The 21057-nt window shown below is 62.0% G+C and carries 17 protein-coding genes; 8 read left to right on the top strand and 9 right to left on the bottom strand.

Features of this window, described 5'->3' with window-relative positions; translation table 11 throughout:
• Window positions 1-27 precede the first annotated feature (27 nt).
• The 3 genes from CO660_RS20615 (at window position 28) to CO660_RS20625 (ending at window position 3010) form a co-directional block, all read left to right on the top strand.
• Window positions 28-462 (top strand): OsmC family protein, encoded by a 435-nt coding sequence (locus CO660_RS20615; protein WP_097600302.1) that lies wholly within the window; start codon window positions 28-30, stop codon window positions 460-462.
• A gap of 47 nt (window positions 463-509) precedes the next feature.
• Window positions 510-1994 (top strand): FAD/NAD(P)-binding protein, encoded by a 1485-nt coding sequence (locus CO660_RS20620; RefSeq protein ID WP_097600303.1) that lies wholly within the window; start codon window positions 510-512, stop codon window positions 1992-1994.
• A gap of 110 nt (window positions 1995-2104) precedes the next feature.
• Window positions 2105-3010 carry a DMT family transporter gene (locus tag CO660_RS20625; RefSeq protein WP_097600304.1) on the top strand — a complete coding sequence of 302 codons (906 nt, stop codon included), beginning with the start codon at window positions 2105-2107 and terminating at the stop codon, window positions 3008-3010.
• Here CO660_RS20625 and CO660_RS20630 read toward each other — a convergent pair.
• Genes CO660_RS20630 through CO660_RS20645 form a run of 4 tightly spaced genes read right to left on the bottom strand, consistent with a single transcriptional unit; the run spans window position 2976 to window position 8836 of the window.
• Window positions 2976-4658: a VOC family protein gene (locus tag CO660_RS20630; RefSeq protein WP_245421354.1), complete on the bottom strand. Its 1683-nt coding sequence runs from the start codon at window positions 4656-4658 to the stop codon at window positions 2976-2978. The genes CO660_RS20625 and CO660_RS20630 overlap by 35 nt on opposite strands.
• A 21-nt stretch (window positions 4659-4679) precedes the next feature.
• Complete coding sequence (locus tag CO660_RS20635) at window positions 4680-6275, bottom strand: response regulator (protein ID WP_097600305.1); 1596 nt, start codon at window positions 6273-6275, stop codon at window positions 4680-4682.
• 4 nt (window positions 6276-6279) lie between these two features.
• A complete protein-coding gene (locus tag CO660_RS20640; RefSeq protein WP_064800648.1) occupies window positions 6280-6705 on the bottom strand; it encodes a response regulator in 426 nt (141 codons plus the stop codon).
• Window positions 6692-8836 carry a PAS domain-containing sensor histidine kinase gene (locus CO660_RS20645; protein WP_097600306.1) on the bottom strand — a complete coding sequence of 715 codons (2145 nt, stop codon included), beginning with the start codon at window positions 8834-8836 and terminating at the stop codon, window positions 6692-6694. Before CO660_RS20645 ends, CO660_RS20640 begins: the two co-directional genes overlap by 14 nt.
• A 194-nt stretch (window positions 8837-9030) precedes the next feature.
• Here CO660_RS20645 and CO660_RS20650 point away from each other — a divergent pair, with 194 nt between their 5' ends.
• The 3 genes from CO660_RS20650 (at window position 9031) to CO660_RS20660 (ending at window position 11058) form a co-directional block, all read left to right on the top strand.
• Window positions 9031-9408 (top strand): response regulator, encoded by a 378-nt coding sequence (locus tag CO660_RS20650; RefSeq protein ID WP_097600307.1) that lies wholly within the window; start codon window positions 9031-9033, stop codon window positions 9406-9408.
• A 478-nt stretch (window positions 9409-9886) separates the two neighbouring features.
• Window positions 9887-10591, top strand: coding sequence for a helix-turn-helix transcriptional regulator (locus tag CO660_RS20655; protein ID WP_085776927.1), 705 nt, complete (start codon window positions 9887-9889; stop codon window positions 10589-10591).
• 29 nt (window positions 10592-10620) lie between these two features.
• Complete coding sequence (locus CO660_RS20660; protein WP_097600308.1) at window positions 10621-11058, top strand: response regulator; 438 nt, start codon at window positions 10621-10623, stop codon at window positions 11056-11058.
• 124 nt (window positions 11059-11182) lie between these two features.
• On the opposite strand, the gene CO660_RS20665 is transcribed toward CO660_RS20660, so the two are convergent.
• From CO660_RS20665 to ybaL, 4 genes are all read right to left on the bottom strand, one after another.
• Window positions 11183-11899 (bottom strand): ATP-binding protein, encoded by a 717-nt coding sequence (locus CO660_RS20665; RefSeq protein ID WP_097600309.1) that lies wholly within the window; start codon window positions 11897-11899, stop codon window positions 11183-11185.
• Between the two features lie 174 nt (window positions 11900-12073).
• Window positions 12074-14623, bottom strand: coding sequence for a protein translocase subunit SecD (secD, locus tag CO660_RS20670; RefSeq protein ID WP_097600310.1), 2550 nt, complete (start codon window positions 14621-14623; stop codon window positions 12074-12076).
• An 85-nt stretch (window positions 14624-14708) separates the two neighbouring features.
• Window positions 14709-15089, bottom strand: a complete 381-nt coding sequence (locus CO660_RS20675; protein ID WP_085776931.1) for a hypothetical protein — start codon at window positions 15087-15089, stop codon at window positions 14709-14711.
• Between the two features lie 54 nt (window positions 15090-15143).
• Complete coding sequence (gene ybaL, locus CO660_RS20680) at window positions 15144-16964, bottom strand: YbaL family putative K(+) efflux transporter (protein ID WP_097600311.1); 1821 nt, start codon at window positions 16962-16964, stop codon at window positions 15144-15146.
• Between the two features lie 33 nt (window positions 16965-16997).
• On the opposite strand from ybaL, the gene CO660_RS20685 reads away from it, so the two are divergent.
• Window positions 16998-17303, top strand: coding sequence for a helix-turn-helix transcriptional regulator (locus tag CO660_RS20685; protein WP_097600312.1), 306 nt, complete (start codon window positions 16998-17000; stop codon window positions 17301-17303).
• A 5-nt stretch (window positions 17304-17308) separates the two neighbouring features.
• Here the strand turns inward: CO660_RS20685 and CO660_RS20690 are convergent, their stop codons facing one another.
• Window positions 17309-18730: a glycosyltransferase family 39 protein gene (locus CO660_RS20690; RefSeq protein WP_097600313.1), complete on the bottom strand. Its 1422-nt coding sequence runs from the start codon at window positions 18728-18730 to the stop codon at window positions 17309-17311.
• A 641-nt stretch (window positions 18731-19371) separates the two neighbouring features.
• On the opposite strand from CO660_RS20690, the gene CO660_RS20700 reads away from it, so the two are divergent.
• Window positions 19372-21003, top strand: coding sequence for a globin-coupled sensor protein (locus CO660_RS20700; RefSeq protein ID WP_097600315.1), 1632 nt, complete (start codon window positions 19372-19374; stop codon window positions 21001-21003).
• Window positions 21004-21057: the final 54 nt, after the last annotated feature.

Here is a 21057-nt window from a genome sequence, read left to right on the forward strand (position 1 = left end):
GCGAGGCTATTCTCAGAGGATTTCTTCATGGCCGATCTCAAGGCACGCCCCCGTCCGACCGGCGCCATCGCCACCCTCGGCCGCACCGGCTTTCCGCATGTCACGTCCACCACCAAGGGTGAGATCGATATCGTCACCGCTCCCTCTCAGCCGGGCTTCAGCCCGCTCGATCTGCTCTATGCCTCGCTCTCGGCTTGTCTCGTGCTCAGCGCCCGCATTGCAGCCAGTCAGATGGGGGTTCTCGACAGGATCAGCGAGATCACGGCCGATGTCACCGGTGAGAAGGCGGCGGAAGGGCTCTCACGTGTTGCGAAATTCAACATCGTCTTCTCGATCAACGGCGATGTCGATGAAGAGACCCGCCGCAAGATCGTCGACGCCGCCGAAGACGAGATCTGCACAGTCAGCAACACCATCCGCGGCACTCCCGAATTCTCGACCGTCATATCGAAACAAGACTGATCTTCACAAACATTATAGACTATTGCGGCAGGAGGATTGCGCGAGTCATGTCCGGCTTCTATGCTCGGGGCATCGAAGCAACGGTGCCGGAGATCATGCAGCCCAAGCCTCTGTCGATGTCCGACCAGCCCGTCGTCGCCATCATCGGCGGTGGTGTCTCCGGCGCGGGCGTCGCCTATCATCTCGCCCGTGCAAACGTTGGCGAGCGTCCTGTAATCATGGTCTTCGAGCCGCGGGCGGAGCTCGGCCGCGGCCTTGCCTATGATACGGATGATCCGGCGCACCGTATCAATGTTCCTGCCGCCAAGATGAGCCTGCAGCCCGATGATCTGGGCGAGTTCCAGGCCTGGATCGACGCCCGCGATGCCGTCGCGGACGATCCCGGGGCGAGGCAACCGGACGGCATGCTCTTCCCCCGGCGCCGGCTCTTCGGCGAATATGTCGCCTCCCTTTTGAAGCCATTGCTGGAAGAAGGCGTCGTGCTCCACAACCGCGCCCGCGTGACCGGACTCGAGCGCCGGGGCGGCCGCTGGTCGATCCAGGACGACAAAGGCGGGGTCGCCGAGGCCGATATCGTTGCGATCGCCACCAGCCATCCGCCGCCTGCAGCGCCCGGCCGGCTTGCCGCCAGCTTGGCGGCCCATCCCCGCTTCGTCGCCGACACCACCAAGCCGGGCGCGCTCGGCGTGATCGGCCGGCATGACCGGGTGCTAGTCATCGGCAATGGCTTGACCGCCGCCGATGTCATCGCCTCGCTCGCTGAACGCGGACATCGCGGTCCGGTGACGGCAATCTCGCGCCGCGGTCTTCGCTCGCGCGGGCATGCACCGATGCCGCAGCCGCTCTTCGGCGAGTTCGTGTCCGATGCGGCACATTCCGCCGTTTCACTGTTGAGAAGAATCCGCGCCGCCATAAGAGCTGCGGAAGCGCAGGGCATAAGCTGGCATGGTGTGATCGATCAGGTGCGGGCGCAGGGACACGATCTCTGGCAGGCGCTGCCGATTGCCGAAAGGCGCCGTATTGTCCGACATCTGCGCCCCTATTGGGATGTGCATCGGTTCCGCATCGCGCCGCAGGTGGAAGCCGTGCTCGACGCGGCGATTGCCGCCGGCCGTCTGGAGATCGTTGCCGGGTCGGTCGCCGATGCGCGCATTGAAGGTGAGCTTGTTCTTTGCACCCTGCAGCCGCGCTATCAACGCCAGCCGTTGGAGCGGAGCTATGACGCCATCGTCGTCACCACCGGCCCGGCGCATGGCGGCATTCTCGAAACCCAGCCTTGGCTCGCAGCGCTTGCCGCAAACGGCCACCTGTCACTTGATCCCACAGGCCTCGGCCTTGCCTGCACCGAGCAGTCGGAGGCGATCGGCCCGTCGGGCAAGGCGGGCCCTTCGTTATTGATCTCCGGCCCGCTGGCCCGCGGCACTTTCGGCGAACTGATGGGTCTGCCGCAGGTGACCGAGCATGCCTTCTTTGTTGCAGGGGAAATCGCCGCAAAGCTGCGGCAGGCCGCGACGAACACCCGCCCGGCCTGATTTTCCGTTCTGATGTCGTTCTTCGACTGTCGCCGGCGGTCGACTTCTGCTACGCACTTGGCAGTCAATGGCCCGCCGCCGGTCTGCGGGAAATCAGAAATATCGAGATCATGTCGCAGACTGCTTCCACCTTCTCCGAAGCCTCGCCTTCCAATCGTCTGGCGCTTGCCGCGCTTGTTGTCGGCGGGGCGGCGATCGGCGGTTCGCCGATCTTCGTTCGCCTGTCTGAAGTCGGGCCGATGGCTACCGCCTTCTGGCGTGTGGCGCTGGCGCTGATCCCGATCTTCATCGTCTCGTTCATAAAGAAGAATACGGGGCCGAAGCCGCAAAGCCTTTCCGATTACGGTCTGCTGGCTCTTCCGGGCCTGATGCTGGCGCTCGACCTCGCCGCCTGGCATCTTTCGCTCACCATGACGTCGGTGGCAAACGCGACGCTGCTTGCAAACCTCGCGCCTGTTTTCGTCACGCTGATCGCCGTTCTGTTTTTTAAGGCGCGAACCAGCGGCGGTTTCCTGCTGGGGCTGGTCCTGGCGCTCGCCGGTGTCGTTACCTTAAAAGGCGGACCGGCAGGGCTCGGCCACGGGGATTTGGGCGGCGACGGCACCGCGATGATCGCCGCTTTCTTCTATGCCTGCTATATCCTGGCGATCGGCAGGCTGCGCAGCCGGTTCGATACGATCCGCATCATGCTGTGGAGCACGGCATCGGCTGCCGTCTGCATCTTCCCGATAGCCTTCTTCTTCGAAGGGCAGATGCTGCCGGCGACCCTCTACGGTTGGTCGATCCTCTTCGGCCTCGCCTTTATCAGTCATGCCGGCGGGCAGGTGGCGATCACCTATGCGCTGGCCTATCTGCCGCCCGCCTTTTCATCGCTGACGCTGCTGTTGCAGCCGGTCGTCGCCGCAATCCTCGCCTGGGCGCTGCTCGACGAGGCGATCGGGATGATGCAGGCGCTGGGTGCTGCGGTGGTGCTCGCCGGCATCATGGTTGCCCGAACGGCTCGCTCGTCGGTTTGACCGCCTGCTGCTCCAGCGGCGATGGATCATCCCCCATTCTCTGGAGAAGCCACTTCTGAATGATCGGCACATCGGCGTCGCCGAGATCATGGCCGCCGGGGATGACGTCGGAATCGACGGTGGCCCCCGAACTCTTCAGCCTTTCCTCCAGCTCGCTCGCATATTTGCCGTAGGCATCCGTCTTGCCGCTGATGACCAGCAGGTCCGTGCCCTTCAGGTCGGCATGCGGATAGTCGCTGAGCACCGGCATGGAGCGCAGCAGCACCGCCTTGTGAACGAGGTTCGGGTGCAGGTAGAGCAGCGAGTTCAACAGGTTGGCGCCGTTGGAATAGCCGACATAGACGATCTTCTTCGGATCCAGACCATAGGATTTGACGGCGCCTTCGATGAAGGCCGCAAAGGCTTCGGCCTCGGTCTTGATGTCGGTCTGGTCGAAGGAGAAGGGTGTGATGCGCTTGTACCAGCGCGGAAAACCCTCTTCCGTCGCACGGCCACGGACGCCGAGCAGGGTCGCGCGCGGCGCCGCCTTGTTGAGGAGCGGCATCAGTGTCGTCTCATTGCCGCCCGAGCCGTGCAGCAGCACGAAGACACTGCCGTCGGGATTCGGCGGCGTGTAGAAGCGATGGACGAACGGCAGCTCGCGGTAATTGATGCGCGGCTGGCCGGGCATCGAAAATTGCGGCAGAACCACCTTCAGGTCGTCGAGACTGGTGATCGCTCCCGGCGGCGCGAAGAGCTTGGTGCCGAGGGCTGCGTGCTCTTCGTCAACAGTCATGCCGGGCTTGTCGGTTGCAAGCTCCACCAGCGTGCCGCCGGGCTCGCGGGCATAGAGCGAGCGGAAATACTTGCGGTCGTGCATGTTGGTCGGCGATGCATCGGTCTTCTCCAACGCCTTGGAAACCGAACGCAGCGCCTCCTCATCGGCGGCCCGGAAGGCGACATGATCGACGGTGCCGGTTCCCGGCGCGCCGGACCAGAAGCCGCGTGCATCGCGCACATCGATGACGTCGCCCGATTGTGATACCAGCCTGTCAATCGTGCCGCTGTTGGCCTGGAAGCGGTAACCGAAATGGCGCTCGAGGAAGCTGCGGCTCTCGGCCGGCTTTTCCGTCAGCATGGTTGCGCCGCGCACCCGCTTGACGGCATGCTCGACCGGGATCGAGGCGTCATCCCAGACAGCAGGCGATGTGAGGTTCTTTGCGCCCGTGAGCTTGAGGATGATATTATCGGGGTCTTTCAACCTGAGAACAGGCTCACCGAATTCATCGGCCGGTCCCTCCGAACGCAGGCCGAAGTTCATGGCGCGCGTCAGCCAATAGCCGATGCTCGCCGGATCGATCGCCAGCGAAATTTCGCTGATCTGGCCGTAACCCGCCCGACCGGGCGCGCCGTCTTCCCATACGAGGAAGCTGACGAGCGAACCCGGCGTACCTGCCGAATCGCCGTAGAAGAGATGGAGCTGAGTCGCATCCTCGTAGCCGGCCGTTTGCTTGACGAGGCGCATGCCGAGAAAGCCGGCGTAAAAATCCACGTTTGCCTGCACCTTTCGGGTGATGGCCGTAACGTGATGTATGCCTGATACCATCGAGAGCAGTCCTGATTGAAGCGGCGTCGTCAGGAGCGCGAGTATGAGAGCTGCGACAGTCATACCGTTGCCAATGACCACCGCTTAGTTTTGTTCCGCGCAAAGCGCAAGCGAATCGCCGCGCTGCAGCAGTTCCAAATGATCGACATCTTCGAGCGCCTCTTCCAGTTGCTGCAGGGTCGGCGGCTTCACCATATAGGCGCGCGCGCCGAGATTTCTGGCCCGCTGCATGTCGCTCTCATCGCTTGAGGTGCTGAGAATGCAGACGGGAATCCGTTTCAGACGGGCGTCGGCCGAAAGCGCGTTCAGCACCTCGAAACCATCCATGATCGGCATGTTGATGTCGAGCAGCATCAGGTCGATCTGCGGCACATCGGCGATGCCGGCGCGCTCTTCGAGCAGCCGCATCGCCTCGCGTCCGTTGGTGGCGACATGAAGGTTGAAGGTCACCCTCTCCCGCCGCATCAGCTTTATCTTCAGGATCTGGATGTCGGCGGGGCTGTCTTCGACCAGCAGTACCTCGGCAAGCCTGCCGGAACCTTCGCCCGGCTGCTCCGCCGGCTTCAGGTTGGGCGGAACGGCTGATGCGGCGGGCAGTGCCGGCCGTGCCTCGGCAAGCGGCATCTCGACGATGAAGGTGGCGCCGGGACCCTTGTCCGGTTCGCACCAGATGGCGCCGCCATGCAGCTGCGCGATGCGGCGGCAGATGGCAAGGCCGAGTCCGGTGCCCTCGATGCCGCGGCCGACGAGCCGTTTGAACGGCTGAAAGATCAGCTCGCGGTGCTGGGGATCGATGCCGGGTCCGTTGTCACGCACCGTCAGGCGGCAGCTACCCCCTCGCGCTTCGCTCGAGATTTGAACCTCCGGAACCTTTTGATCGCAGTAGCGGATGGCATTCGACACCAGGTTCTGCAGAAGCTGGGTCAGCAACGTCGCATCGCCCATCACTTCCGGCAGCACACCGCGAATGACGACGGCCCCGCGGCTCTCCATCTGCTGGCGCAGATTGTCTTCCACCTGGTTGAGTACATCGGACAGCGAGACCGGCGTCAGCTGCGGCCCGCCATAGGCTTCGAGCTTGGTGAAGTTCGAGACCTTGACGATCAGGTCTTCCATATGGTCGGCGGCGCTCAAGACATAATCGAGCAGCTCGCGGTCTTCGGCCGGAAGCACTGCAGAACCGTGCAGGATCCGGCTGAAGGACTTGATCGTCCTCAACGGCTCCTTCAGGTCATGCGCCATGGCGCGTGTGAAGATCTCAAGCGATTGCCGCTTCTGCTCCAGCTGGGCTTCCAGCATGCCGTGCATGATGGCGTTCTGGATGCAGCGATGCAGCGTTTCGGGTGAAAGGGAATCCTTGGTGAGATAGTCGCGCGCGCCGCTCTTCATCACCTCGACGGCGACGGTTTCGCTGCCTTGACCGGTCAGCATAATGACGTTGGCGACGGGATCGTCCTCCAAAATATCGGCAAGAACACCGAGCCCGTCGCGCCCCGGCAGCGAATAGTCGAGCAGGATGCAGTTCGGCCGCTTCCGGCTGTTGAGAGCGCGGCCCTCTTCACCCGTCTCCGCCTCGAGGACGGTATAGGCCGTGCTGGAGACGCGGCCCAGAATGCGCCGATAGACCTCGCGGTCGTCGATGTTGTCGTCGATGATGAGAATGCAGCAGTCTTCCGCCAAACCGTCAGTCCTCGAGCGGCAGGATCGCGATTTCGAACCAATATTCCTTTAACCGCTGGATCGCGGCGAAGAGACCGTCGAGATCGACCGGCTTCTGCACATAGGTGTTGGCGCCGAGCGCGTAGCAGCCTTCGATGTCGCGTTCATCGTCTGACGTCGTCAGGATCACCACCGGGATTTTGCGCCAGCCGTCGTTCGACTTGATCGCTTCCAGCGTCTTGCGGCCGTCGAGTCCCGGCATGTTGAGATCGAGCAGGATCAGCCCTGGTTTCGGCACCATCACGCCGAGCATGTCGAGTGCTTCCTGACCCGAGGCGGCCCAGCGGATCGAGTTGCGCAGGTTGGTGCGTTTGAAGGCCCGCATCGTCGCTTCGAAATCGTCTTCACTGTCTTCGACGATCAAAATCGGTTGCGTGTCACGCTGCTGCATTCTGCCCCTCGCGTTTTCTTCCCAGGGTGAAATAGAACGTAGTGCCGACGCCGACCTCGGACTCCAGCCAGATATCGCCGTTGTGCCGCGCGATGATCTTGCGGACGAAGGTAAGGCCTGCTCCGGTTCCGTCGTCGGAATCCTGCGACTTTTCGAGCCGTTTGAAAATGCGGAAAATATCCTCATGGAATTCCTGGGGTATTCCCTTGCCGTTATCCCTAACGAAAAACACGTTGCGGGCAACCGTGCCGTCCTTGCCGACGAACCGCTCGAGATAGCCGATCGAGACCAGCGGCGCCGGCTTGTCGTTGTACTTGATCGCATTGGTGATGAGATTGCGGAACACTTCGGTCAGCCGCGGCGCGTCGCAGACCACGTCAGGGAGCCGGCCGTCGGTGACGACCCTGGCATGCCGCTCTTCCAGCAGCAGCTCCATCGTCGCGACCACGTCCTTGACGATCAGGCTGATATCGGTGCGTTTGACTGCCAGCTGCTGCCGCCCGAGCCGGGAGAAGTAGAGCAGGTCGTTGACGAGCTTCTCCATCCGCTGGCTCAGACGCACGAGCCGGTTCAGCCGGCGCACGCCGTCCGCGTCGAGCTTGTCCTCATAATCCTCGAGGAGGAAACGCGAGTGGTTGTGCAGGCCGCGCAGCGGTTCCTTCAGGTCATGCGAGGCAATATACGCGAATTCGTCGAGGTCGTGGTTGCTGCGCTCGAGTTCGGCCGTATATGCCTCGAGCTGGGCAAGCGTCGTTTTCATCCGTTCTTCCTGCCTCACGCGCTCGCTGATATCTCGTACGATGCCGACGAATGTCTTGGTCTCGCCGCTGACGACAACGCTGATGGATACTTCGATCGGGAAGACGATGCCATTCTTGCGCCGCCCGGAGACCATGCGCGTCGTGCCGATGATGCGCTCCTCGCCGGTCTGGCGGTAGTGGGCGAGATAGCCGTCATGCTCGGAATGATAAGGCTCAGGCATCAGCATCTTGATGTTCCGGCCGATCGTTTCCTGCGGTGAATAGCCGAACATGCTTTCGGCTGCCGGATTGAAACTCTTGATCGTTCCGCGCCCGTCGATGACGAGGACGGCATCGGGCGTGCTGCGCGCCAGCGCGCCGAAGCGAACGCGTTCGGCTTCCAGGTTGTTGTTGTTGCGCAGGAAATAGAAGACGAGAATGGCGATCAGCCAGAGCGTGGCGGCGGTGATGGTGCGATTGGCGATCTCCTGCCAGAATGCCGCCTCGTCATGCCTGACGGCGAAGAAGCCGAGCATGAGGAGCACGGTGCAGGCAAAGGCGAAGAACAGCGGCGCATTCCTGTTGCCGAACCAGAGCGCCGTCAGCACCAGCGGCACGTAGAGAATGCCGTTGGCAAGGCCGAGCGGCGTATAGAGATCGACGACGAGGCCGGTGAAGCAGACTGCAGCCGGAATCCAGAGCGGAATCTGCGCCCGGTTTGCCGGCTGCATCCACCAGGAGCGGGCAAGCAGGCCCGCGCCGAAAAGCACCATGCCGACCGCCGTGTGCAACGCCATCGCCGCATAGGGACCCCAGCGGTAGCCCTGTTCGGCATCGGTGAGATAGCCGGCGAGCGCGATCATGCCGAGCGTGACGACGACATAGCTCGTCAGCTCCTGCACGACCTGGTTTTTCGACTTCTCCACATGAAGCGAGAGCAGCAGCGAAAGATTGGCAATGAGAAAGATCAGCGCCGTATTGGGGCCCATGCCGCCGCCGATCTCGGCGATGAAATCGGGAGGAATCACCAGGCGGGTGATCAACTGGTCGACGTTATGGACGGCCCGCCCAACCGTAGCGATTTCCACCAGCCGGGCCGCCGCGATCGCCGCTGCGATCCCTGTCATGATCGTTGCCGCTATCCGAAAGCGGCGGCCATCAAGCATCGAGGCCGCAAGCCCAAGGCCGGATAGTATGAAGCAGACCCCGGTGTTGAAGGCCATTGACGGAAAGCCGGGGAAGAGCGAAATGATGAGCTTGATCTGCAACAGCCAGCCTGCAAGGGCGCTCACTCCGAGAAGGAACAGCAGGCAGCCGACTGCAATTGCAAAGGCACGGTAGCGCCGCCGCCTCCGCTGGTCCTGCAGGTCCACGTTGCCCTTATCCTGCACCCGTGTATCCTCTCTCGGTTCGCGCGGCCATTTTTTCCGAAATCGAGGAATACTCAATAGGCAGCGGCCGCCGCCGTCGCGCTTTTTCCGAAATGATTTTTCGATCGGACAGATCGAATTTTCGTGAAATCGCGATATCGTGACGTCGGAAGACAACGAGGTTCATTCGAACAATACCCAGATCACGGTGCCGGATGCCTACGATAGTTTACGTCGACGACAGCAGGGATGATCTTTTCTATCTCGACTATATCCGCAAGAAGCAGCATATAGACGTCGATCTATTTTGTTTCTCGACCGCCGAGACGGCGCTGGAGGCGCTGAAGCAGCGCGTGGCCGAAGGCTGGGCTCCGCCGGAGCTGCTGGTCGCCGATCTCTATATGCCCCTCGACAGCGGCATCAGCCTGGTAAGCACGCTGCGCAGCGATGACCGGTTCAGAACAATGCGTCTCGCTGTCTGCAGCGGGTCGGATGCGGATGAGGATCGCATGCGTGCTTTCGAAGCCGGTGCCGATTTTTACCTTGAGAAGCCGCTTGACCTCGCAGCGATCCTTCTCAATCTGGAAGTGTAGGAAACAGCGGAAGCCGAATGGTGCGTTTCCTGGCGTTGGTCCTGGCGACGTGACGAACCGCAATTGACAAGGCCGAGTGCGCATCCCAAGATGCAACCGAAACGAAACGGACGGAACGTAAAATAAGCGCTGAGAGAGCCGATTGACCCGTGTTCGCCGCCACGAACTTCCAGCCAACCCCTTAGCTGAATGGGCCTGTCGGCTCTCTCGCGCTTACGTCTGGCACTGCCTTCTCGCATTCATGGATGTTGAACGCGGAAGATTTACGACACCCAGGTAAGAATTACTGCCCCTCAGTATATCTGCCCGTGCATCACCTGTAGTTGAGATAATTGATGATATCCGCCTTGTATACCGAAAGTCCCCGTTTCGATATCTCTCATCAACCATCTCGCAATTTTTGTAGCTGTTCGCGTTTAAGACGTATATCCCAAGATTTGGGGATCGGGGGCATGGCGGGAGGAGAGGAAGAGTGGGAATGAACAATGCCGCGGCAACTCCTTTTCATGCCGGACCGGAGCTGAGCCGAGCGATCAACCGCACCGATTTTTTCCGTCTGCTGAAAGCGGCGGCGCAGCATTACCACTTCGATAATTTCGCGCTTGCCCGCATTTCCGAGGCTTCGGCTCCATTCGGCGAACGCGATATCGTCATCACCAATGTCGCAGAGCGACGGGTTGGCCTGTTCATTGCGACGTTGAGGGAGGCGCTCGGGACCACCCGCGCAAAGAGCGCTCAGTTTCTGGCAACGCCCGTCCATGGCCGGAGCGCGCAGCCGGACACCTATCCCTCCGATCTGCTTTTCAACGAGTTCCGCAGCGGCGTCTTCCTCTTCATTCCGCTGTTCACGCCCGAAGGGCGGCGATATTGTCTCGTGCTGAGCGGCGAGCGTGAAGAGCCGGACCAGGGCGAGATTGCCGACATGCTTCTTGATGCCATGCGCATTTTCGACAAGCTCTACGAGGAAATCCTGACGCAGGAAATGTCCGGGCGGTTGACCCAGCGCGAAGCGGAAATCGTCAAATGGACCAGCGAAGGCAAGACCTCGGCCGAAATCGCCATCATCCTCGGTCTGTCTGAACATACGGTCAATTCGCATATCACTGCGGCCGCGCGCAAGCTCGACGCCGTGAACCGCGTCCACATGGTGGCGATCGCCCTGAGGAATGGTTTGGTTTCGTGAAAATCGGCTTCGGGACTGGGGAAATTGAAATGATCACCAAAACGGTCCGACAGAACGCCGTCAAGGTTCTCTTCGTCGACGACGAGTTCATCGAATTCCGCGCGCTCAAAAAGAAGATCGCCGATCTCTCCGAGCCGGCGGTCGAAGTCGAATATTCGCCGTCGATCGGAGACGCATTGGAAAAGATCCGCGCGGCGCGCTTCGATCTCATCCTGCTCGACAATCGCCTTCTGCCCAATGCCGATTTCCGCGAGACGGTGCCGGAGCTGCGCGGCATCGGCTATACCGGCCCGATCGGCGTCGTCTCGACCGACATATCGGGCGGCTATTTCCAGGAATTCCCGGATTACGGCGTCGACTTTCGCATCGGCAAGGACGAAATCGACGTCCAGACGCTGCAGCACATCATCCGCGAATATGTGCACTACGATGTGCCGGATTTCTGGAAGGACGATTACAGCATTTGAGCCGCGCAAAACAGCGCGAAGGCTTTGCGGTAGCAACATGCGCAAAGGAAGCACGTCCGCCGAATCTGAGATCGCGGTGCGCTTCAAGCACGGCAAACGAGGCTGAGCGATTGCAATATGTGCCTCAGCCGGCGGGAAGGCGGATGGTGAAGTGGCTGCCGTTTTCGTCGGAATGCTCGAGACGGATATCGCCGCCAAGCACCTTCAGAAGTTCCTGCGCCGTCGTCAGGCCGAGGCCGGCGCCAGGGGCTGCCCCCGCCTTCGGTAATTTCCAGAACGGCTCGAAGATCCGCTCTCGATAAGCGGGATCGATGCCAGTGCCGTTATCGGAAATCCGGATGGCCCAGTTCGCCCCCTCTTGCTCCGCCGTCATGGCCACATGCGGCAGCGATGAGCTCCGATAGGTGAGGGCGTTGGACATGAGCTGCCTGAGCACCAAGCCGAACAGCGCCGGGTCGGTGCGGATGGAGGGGAGGTCCCGTCTGGCGAACGTCGCGTCGAGAGCCCCCGTCTCCTCGATGAGTTCGCTCCAAATTTTTTCGGCCAAGACCTTCAGGTCGACCTCTTCCAGCGTCACCTGCGGCGCGCCACCGGCAAGGCTCATCAGTGCCTTGGTGAGACGCTGGGCCGCCTGCACCTTTTCCAGGATCATCTTGAGGCTCTGAAGCTGCTCGCTGTCGAGTGTCTCCTCAAGATCGTCGAGCAGCAGCTCGGCATACATGGCGATATGGCGCAGCGGCGATTGCAGGTCGTGCGAGGCGATTGCAAGAAAGCGCTTAATGCGTTCTTCGTTGTGGCCGGCAATATTGGTTTCAAGCGGTTTCGTCGGGTTGGGTGACATCGCGCGGTTTCCCCGATCTCTGATGCATCGTCGCGCTCTCTTTTTCAGCCGCGCGATGGACGCTGTAATAGCTTGAATTGCTGCATAATTTTATCCTGACAATAGGCAACAATAAAAAGAGAGCGCCGGCTCTGCAACCGGCGCCCTCTTCAAGGATACGTTAACAACCCGTTTTCAGCTCGCCGACTTGCGCGAGCGACCCTCTTCCGGCGGGATGATTTCGGCTGCCGCATCGGTCGCCGTTGCCGCCTTGGCGTGGCGGCGGCGCCAGTCGCCGAGGAACAGCAGGATCGGTGCGGCAATGAAGATCGACGAGGCGCCGGCCACAAGAATGCCGAAGACCATCGGGATCGCAAAGCTGGAGACGGCGCTGCCGCCCCAGATCGCCATCGGCACCAGGGCGAGGAAGGCCGTCGCATTGGTGTAGAGGCTTCGCGCAAGAGTTTCGTTGATCGACTTGTCGATAATCTCGCGCAACGGCATCGACTTGTAGAGCCGCATGTTTTCGCGCATGCGGTCGTAAACAACGACCTTGTCGTTCACCGAATAGCCGACGAGCGTCAGGATGGCTGCGATGGCCGTGAGGTTGAAGTCGAGACCGGTGATTGCGAAGAAGCCGATTGCCTTGGTGACATCGAGCACCAGCGTAACGATGGCGCCGACGGCAAACGGCCATTCGAACCGCGCCCAGATATAGAGCAGCATCGCGATGCTGGCGATCACGACCGACAGGATGCCGGCCGAGGCAAGCTCGCCGCTGACCTTCGGACCGATGACGTCGGTGCCTTCGACGGTAGCGCTCGGATCGATCTTGGCGACTTCGGCCTTCAGCTTGGTCACCGCCGCCGTCTGTGCCTCTTCGCCGCCTTCCTGCCGCTGAGCGCGAACGAGAATGCTGTTATTGTCGCCGAAGGTCTGCAGCGTGATTTCGCCGAGGCCGAGACTATCGAGACCCTCGCGGAACTTTGCCAGATCGGCCGCCTCCTTCGTCTTGACCGACATCTGGATGCCGCCGCGGAAATCGACGCCGTAGTTCAGGCCGGGATGGATGAAGAGCACGACCGATGCGATCGAAAGCAGCGCCGAAACGGTGACGCCGAAGAAGCGCGCCTTCATGAACTGGATGTGCTTGTCATACGGGCTGAACGGGATCAACGGCCGGATGTTCAGCACCTTGAACTTTCGGCGGCGGGTAATCTCGATCATCGCGACGCGAACGAACGCGACGGAGGTGAACATCGAGATGATCAGGCCAAGCGCCATGGTCACCGCAAAGCCGCGAACCGGCCCGGAACCGAACCAGAACAGGATCGCCGCAGCGATCAGGGCCGTCATGTTGCCGTCGATAATGGTCGAATAGGCTCGATTGAAGCCCGTATCGATGGCGGCAAAGGCACCCTTGCCCTTGCGGGTCTCTTCGCGAATACGTTCATTGATAAGGACGTTCGCGTCGACCGCAAGGCCGATGCCGAGAACGACGCCTGCAATGCCGGGCAGTGTCAGCGTCGCGCCGACCAGCGTGAGCGCCGAGAAGGTCAGGATCGTGTGGATCAGCAGCGCCACGTTCGCCAGGATGCCCCAGGTGCCGTAGAGCACGAAGATGAAGGCTGCAACAAGGGCGAAACCGACGATGCCGGAATAGATGCCCATCTTGATGGCGTCGGCGCCGAGATCGGCGCCGACCGTGCGCTCCTCGATAACGGTCAGCTTGGCGGGCAGGGCGCCGGCGCGCAGCATGGCGGCAAGCGTCGTGGCGCTGTCTGCCGAGAAGTTGCCGGAGATCTGGCCGGAGCCGCCGGTGATCGGCTCGCGGATAACGGGGGCGCTCAGCACCTTGTTGTCGAGGACGATGGCAAAGGGATTGCCGACATTCTGGCGGGTAATCTCTGCAAAGCGGGTGGCGCCGGCGCTGTCGAAGCGGAAGCTGACGATGGGCTCGCGCGTGTTAGGATCGAAGCTGACGCGGGCATCCGATAGGCGGTCGCCCGATATTTCGACACGGTCGAGAACCGGATAGGATCTGCCTTCGTCGTCCTGCAGCATGGTGACGCCGGGGCCGGGCTGATTGTTCGGCGCCAGCATATGGAAGGACATCTTTGCCGTGGAGCCGAGAAGTTCGCGCAGGCGCGACGGATCTTGCGCGCCGGGAAGCTGGACGAGCACACGGTTGCCGCCGATGCGCTGGATGGTCGGCTCGGAGACGCCGACCTGGTCGACACGCTGGCGGATGACTTCAAGGCTCTGCTGGACGGCGTTGTCGACATTGGCGGAGATGCCGGCCGGCGAGAAGCCGACGGTGATGGTCGCTCCGTTTGCGGTGACGTTGAGATCCGCCTGACCGGCGCTGAGGCCGGTGCTGATCGGGTTGGCAAGCGTCTTAAGATCGGTGACTGCCGCGTCGCTCTGCGCGGCATCGGCGAGCGTCACGACGATCTGGTTCTGGCTGCGCACGACGGCCTTCGGCTGGATGCCCTTTTCGCGCAGGACGCGGCGGGCGTCCTGCAGCAGCGATTGCAGCCGCTCCTTGGTCAGATCAGCTTCGTCGACCTCCAGAACGAGGTGCGAACCGCCGCGAAGGTCGAGGCCGAGCGACACCTGCTCATGCGGCAGCCAGGCCGGAATTCGCTGGAGCACGGATTGCGGCAGGGCGTTCGGCAGGGCGATCAATAGCCCGATCACGATGATCACCGTATAGGTGAACACCAGCCATGGTGAATTACGCATGTTGTATTCCTTAGATAATCGAGGGCCGGCGCCCGGGCGCTGGCGGCATGTCGTCAATGGTCGGATGCGCCGCTCGGCGCAGGCCTCAGGCGATGATCGGGGGCGCGCGCGCCTGATGGGTCCTGGAAACTGCCTGATGAAGAGGAGGCTCGAATGCCGCAAGAGGAGCGGCCATGTCCCATCCGGTAAAGTCGACAGCAGGGGCGGCGGCAAGGGCCGGCGGTCCGGCGTCGTAGGCGGTCTGTTTCGGCGCAAGCCTGCGCTCGGCGGCAAGCACGCCGCGCACGGCATCGCGCGCGCTCAGTTGCGGCGGCTGCGGATCGCGGCCGGAAGAGGAAAGCGTATTGACGGCGGTCGCCGGCGCAATGATGAGATTGCCGCCGAAAAGCAGGCCGATATAGGCAAGAATGGCGAAGAGGAGGGAAAAGGCGATACGGCTCGTCAGACGGTGCTGGTCCAGCTCCATCTCCTCCGTCCCGGCGATGTCACTCCCGTATCGGCTCAAAAGCGCGCCAATCTCTCATTGTCGTTCCGGCGGAGCAGTGCCCGTCGGGATGATTGTAGCAGGCTCCTGCCTGTCTTCATAGGAAACACTCTCATGATGCACTTGAGCGAGCCGGTCAACCATGCCAAGGGCGATTTCGCGTTCGCCCATGATGACGGTGTCGGCGCCGTATTGTTTCAACTCGTCGACCTCGGCGTCGGAATGGGCGCGGGCGACGATAAGGATCGAGGGATTGACGCTGCGCGCCTGCTCGGCGATGCGGCAGGCCTCGAAGGCGTTCGGGATGGCGATGGCGAGGCTGCGTGCAGACGAAAGATTGGCGAGATCGAGCGTTTCCCGCGCCACTGCATTGCCCATGTAGGCTTCGATCCCCTGCGCTTTCAATTCGCCTATGCGCTTGTCGGAATCCTCGATAACGAGGAAGGGCGTGCCTGACGATTTGAGATTCTGTCCGACGATCCTGCCGACTCGGCCGTAACCGATGAGGATTGCGTGGCCGGTAAGCGCGGTCGGACGCACGTCGTCGTCCTCGGGCGGCGCCTGTTCCTGAACGGCACCCACATCGGCGGCGGAAGCCGGCTCGGCCACGGTTTCCTCGCGCCTTGCACCGTCGAGAAGAGGCCGCGCGCGGTCGCAGAGGAAGAACAGCAGTGGATTGACGATGATCGAGATAATGGCGCCGGCAAGGATCAGGTCGCGGCCCTCCTCCGGCAACAGCCCGAGCTCGACGCCGAGAGCGGCAAGAATGAAGGAGAACTCGCCGATCTGACCGAGGCTTGCCGAAATCGTCAGCGCCGTGCCGGGCGGCTTCTTGAAGGCGAGCACGATCAGAAAGGCGGCGACGGATTTGCCGATGACGATGATGAAGACGGTGGCGAGGATCGGCAGCGGTCTGTCGATCAGGATGTTCGGATCGAAAAGCATGCCGACCGAGACGAAGAAGAGCACGGCGAAGGCGTCGCGCAGCGGCAGGCTTTCCTGGGCTGCGCGGTGGCTGAGCTCGCTTTCGGCAAGCACCATGCCGGCAAAGAAGGCGCCAAGCGCCAGGGACACGCCGAAGAGTTTGGCCGCGCCGAAGGCGACGCCGAGGGCGATGGCCAACACACCGAGCCGGAAGAGCTCGCGCGAGCCGGCATGGGCAATGCGATGCATCGTCCAGGGAATGAGCTTGCGGCCGAAGACGAGCATCAGAGCCACGAAGAGCGCTACCTTGACCAGCGTCATGGCGATCATGCCGCCGATGCCGAGATCGAGGCCGAACAGGCTGTTCAGCCCCGCCGACAGCGGCTCGACGGGACCATGGCCGTCGCCGCCGATGCTGGCTGCAGCCGGGATCAGCACCAGCGCCAGCACCATGGCGAGGTCTTCGACGATCAGCCAGCCGACGGCGATCCTGCCGCGCTCCGTCTCTATAAGCCGGCGCTCCTGCAGAGCCTTGAGGAGCACGACGGTAGAGGCAACTGAAAGCGCCAGGCCGAAAACCAGGCTGCCGCCGGTCGGCCAGCCCATCAATGCACCGAGGCCCCAGCCGAGCAAGGTGGCAAAACCGATCTGCACGACCGCGCCAGGCAGCGCGATGCCGCGCACCGACAGCAGGTCCTTGAGGGAGAAATGCAGCCCGACGCCGAACATCAGCAGGATGACGCCGATTTCGGCAAGCTCCGGCGCGAGGCTCTGATCGGCCACGTAACCCGGAGTATGTGGCCCCACCAGCACACCGGCAATCAGATAGCCGACGAGCGGCGGCATGCGCAGCCGATGAGCAAGCGCGCCGAAGATGAAAGCCAGCACCAGGCCGCCGACGATTGTCGAAATCAAGGGCGTATCGTGCGGCATCACTTCTCCCGATCTGGAAATTTCGTTCGTATTATGACATATATGATCTATATCAACCAATATGGGTACCTTGAGATTATGGGTCAAGGCGCGAGAGAAACAATTCTAAGCCCCGCTCTCTGCCGGGCTGCACGCGGTCTGCTCGACTGGACCCAGAACGAGCTCGCCGAGAAGGCGGCCGTCTCACGCAGCACCATCCGCGATTACGAGGGACGCCACCACGATATCCACCGTGCGACCGAAGCGCAGTTGCGCCTCGCCTTCGAGGAAGGCGGCGTCAGGTTCGTTGAGATAGAAGGCGCCGGCACCGGACTCTGCCTGCCCAATCGACCAGGCTGAAGTCCTCAGGGCGCCAGGCAGACGGCAGAAACCTTGTAAACGTAAAGCGTCTTTCGCTTGTAGTAGCCTGCGGCAGGCAGCCAGCTCTTCAGCAGCTCGGGCGTTTCAGTGGCGCAGGTTAGCGGCGTGTCCGTCAGGAAAAGCACCTTGCCGGCGATGTCGGCGGGCAGGGCGAATTCCTGCTCATAATAGCTCTCCGGCAGCCCTGCGGGTGCGCGCGCATAGATTCTGTAAGATGCATCCCGCAGCGTATAGAAGAGATCAGCGACCATGTCGCGGTTGTCGGTGACGATGATGTCGGTGCCCGCCTGAGCTGCAAGGGCTCCCGCCTCGCGGCTGACCTCGGCGCGCCCGAGATAGCGCTTCATCAATTCGTCGCCGTTCGGCAGCAGCAATTGCTGCGGAAAGATGGTCGCCAGCGGAAAGAGCAGGCTTGCGATGCCGTTGATGGTGAGCGACAGCCTCAGCCCCTTCGGCCACATCCGGTAAAGCAGCCAGACGGCAAGAATGGTCCCCGCGACATAGGCGGTCACGGCCCAGTTGGCATAGGCTTTGGCAACGGTCGCCTGCAGGGTGATCAGCACCACCACCGGCATCGACAGCCAGATCAGCATCTTTTCGCGGTCGTCGCTTCGGCCCTTGATCATGCGATAGACCGCCCACAGCATTGCGAAGAAGATGATCGGCCCGACGACGCCGAATTGGGCGGAGAAGAATTCGAGCCCGCGGCGCAGATTGATGCCGAGATCGCTCCAGTGGGCGATATCCTGCGTGTGGCGCACCGTCGTATTGTCGTGTTGCAGGTTCCACCAGAGGTTCGGTGAGGCGACGACAGCGGCAACCGCGACTGCGATGATGAAGTCCCGAACGGCGATGCGCGCCGCGGGGATGAGGAGGAGGGCGATCGCGCCGCCTGGTACGACGAACAGAACGGCATATTTCGTCAAAAAGGCAAGGCCGACGGCGAGACCCATGACGAGCGCCAGTGCCACAGAGCGCCGCTGCGTCAGGCTGAAATAGGCGAGCAGGGCGACGGCGATGAAGAACAGCAGGATCACGTCGGTCGAGAAGAAAACCGAAGAGAGCGCCACGCCGGGAAGCGTGATGTAGGTGGCGCTCGTCCAGCCTTCGATCTCCGGCCCGACGAAGCGCCTTGCCAGCTTCATCAGCACCAGCGCCGCCACCATGTGGATCAGCGGCCCGAGCAGCCTGATGAAATAGATGGCGTTGGAGCCGGAAAGCTCCGTCATCGCCCGGATCACCCAGGCGATCATCGGCGGTTTTGAATAGTAGCCGAGATCGAGATTCTGCGACCAGAACCAGTACTGGGCCTCGTCGACAAACAGGTCTGTGGCATCGAAATACAGCGTGACGACGCGCCAGAGCGTGAAGCCGAGAACGATGAGAAGACCAGATCTGGGAGACATGAACCGAGTGTTCCGCTGACGTGAAAGGCGCGAGTGCGATTACACCAAAGGCACCGGACTGCCAACGGGGATTGGATCGGCTTGAAGCCAGAGAGGCTTCAGAACACCCGAAGCATCCCGATGTCGCGATTTGCGGCAAGGAAATCGAGGCGGGCGATGGCGGCAAGTATGCCCATTGCTATCAAACAGGAACCCAATCCGAGAACAATCATTGCTCTGTCCTTGTCGACGTCATGTCTTGGTTGTCGACCGGCCTATAACACGGAGCTTGCGTGTGCCTTGTAGCAGCCGTGCAACTCCGCGGAAGTATTTCCTGCGAACTGCCTTGAATTGCTCCAAAAGCCTGCTCCTGGAAAGACTTATTAACCTTCGGGCAAGGAATTAACCATAAACATTGGGTTACACGTCGGAATGGGAAGATGTGCTCGTTCCCAGCAGGCATGACGCCGTACCGCCGTACCGGGTCGATCCGGTATCCATCTCTTCAGACAGCTTCGAAACATAGCTGATCAGGGGCTTTGCCTGCCGGTCGTCGCCGGTGGTGAAGACCGGCTCCGCGCTTGCGTTGATCGAATGCTGCAAAAGTTTTTTGCCGGGCATTCGCCTGGAAAGTGGGTCGGGGACAGGCGTTGAGGCAGGACATGCCATCAGATCAGGCTCGTGGAGCGCAGGCAGGCAGCTTGCGTGATCGCCTGCGTTTTGCCGGTCTCGATGCCGATCAGTGCGAACTGGTGCGCCGCAACCGGCCGGCCCTCGAAGCGTATCTGAAAGCGGGCCTGCGCGATCTCTTCCACAGGTTCCAGTCCTATCCCGACGCCGCGCGCAACTTCGAGAGCGACAGACAGGTCGATCGTCTGCATGATCTACAGTCTTCGCATTGGGACGTGCTGACGGATGCCCGCTTCGACAGCCTCTATGCCGAGCGCGTCAAGGTTCTCTCCGACACCGAAAGCAAGATGGGCCTCGACCCGCGTTGGCACGTAGCCGGCCACGGCGTCGTGCTGGAGCATGTTCTTTCCGGCCTCGCCGAAGAGATTGCCGGCCGCCCCTTGCTGCCCTCGGCCAAGCGCCGCGCCCGCGAAATTTCCGAGCTGATGACTGCGATCATCCGCATCGTCATGGTCGATGTCGAAATCGCCGTTTCGCTCCGCTTCAATGCGCTACGCGCTGCCCAGAGCCGCGCGCTTGCCGATCACCGCGCCGAAAGTGAAGCGGAGATCGCCCGGATATTCGGCGATGTCATCGAAGGCCTCGCCGCCCGCGACCTGACGCGGCGCGCGCCTGTCGACGCCGACGGTGCCTATGCCGGGATCGCCGCAGCCCTGAACGGCGCCTTGGATGGCCTCCAGGCAGAATTCGCCGCCATGACCGAACGCACTGATAAGGCCGAGACGGCGACCGCTTCGCTTGCCGGCCAGTCGCGGCAGTTCGCCGGCACGGCGTCTGGCCAGGCCGAGCGGCTGCAGCTTTCCGCTGCTGTCCTTGCCGGCATCGCCGGAAGCGTGCGCGACGGCGCCGCCGACAGCCGCGCCGCCGAACAGGCGGCCGCCTCTACCCGCGCTGCGGTCGAGCAAAGCGGCGAGGTCGTCGGCCGCGCGATCAGCGCCATGGCCGATATCGAGCAGTCGGCCGAGAAGATCGGCCAGATTATCGGCGCGATCGACGAGATCGCCTTCCAGACCAATCTTCTGGCGCTGAATGCCGGCATCGAGGCGGCTCGCGCCGGCGATTCCGGCCGCGGCTTTGCGGTCGTCGCCCAGGAAGTCCGTGCGCTTGCCCAGCGCTCGGCCGACGCCGCCCGCGAGATCAAGACGCTGGTGACGACGACCAAGGCGCAGGTCGACGCCGGCGTGCAGATGGTCGGACGAACGCAGGACTCGATCGGCAGCATCGTGCGGCAGGTCACCGACATCAACGCCGCCATATCGGGCATCGCCACCAGGACCGGCGAGCATGCCGCAAGCCTCGACGGCGTGGCGGCCGACGTCAAAGGACTTGGCGCAGAGGTGGCGGACAACGCCGGTTTGGCCGAACGATCCGCTGAAGGCGCCGACCACCTCCATAGCGTCATTCTTGAACTCGGCCAGACGATTCGCGAATTCCGCATAGCCCGCGAAAATGCGCGTTCCGGGCGCTTGGGCTCGGTTCGCGCTGCGCCGTCCCGCACGATCGAAGCGGCCGGCCGTCCCGCGGTCGAAGACGAACATGAAAATGACGATTTTGGCCTTCCGCAGGCGCTCGCGAGCGTCAGAGGTGGGCGGAATGTTTACTAACCTATCGGATGATCGCCGCAGCTCATCTTTTCGGGCCGGGGACAAGGGGACAAG

Origin of the sequence: Rhizobium sp. L9 (assembly GCF_002531885.1) — a bacterium.
Lineage (GTDB): Bacteria > Pseudomonadota > Alphaproteobacteria > Rhizobiales > Rhizobiaceae > Rhizobium.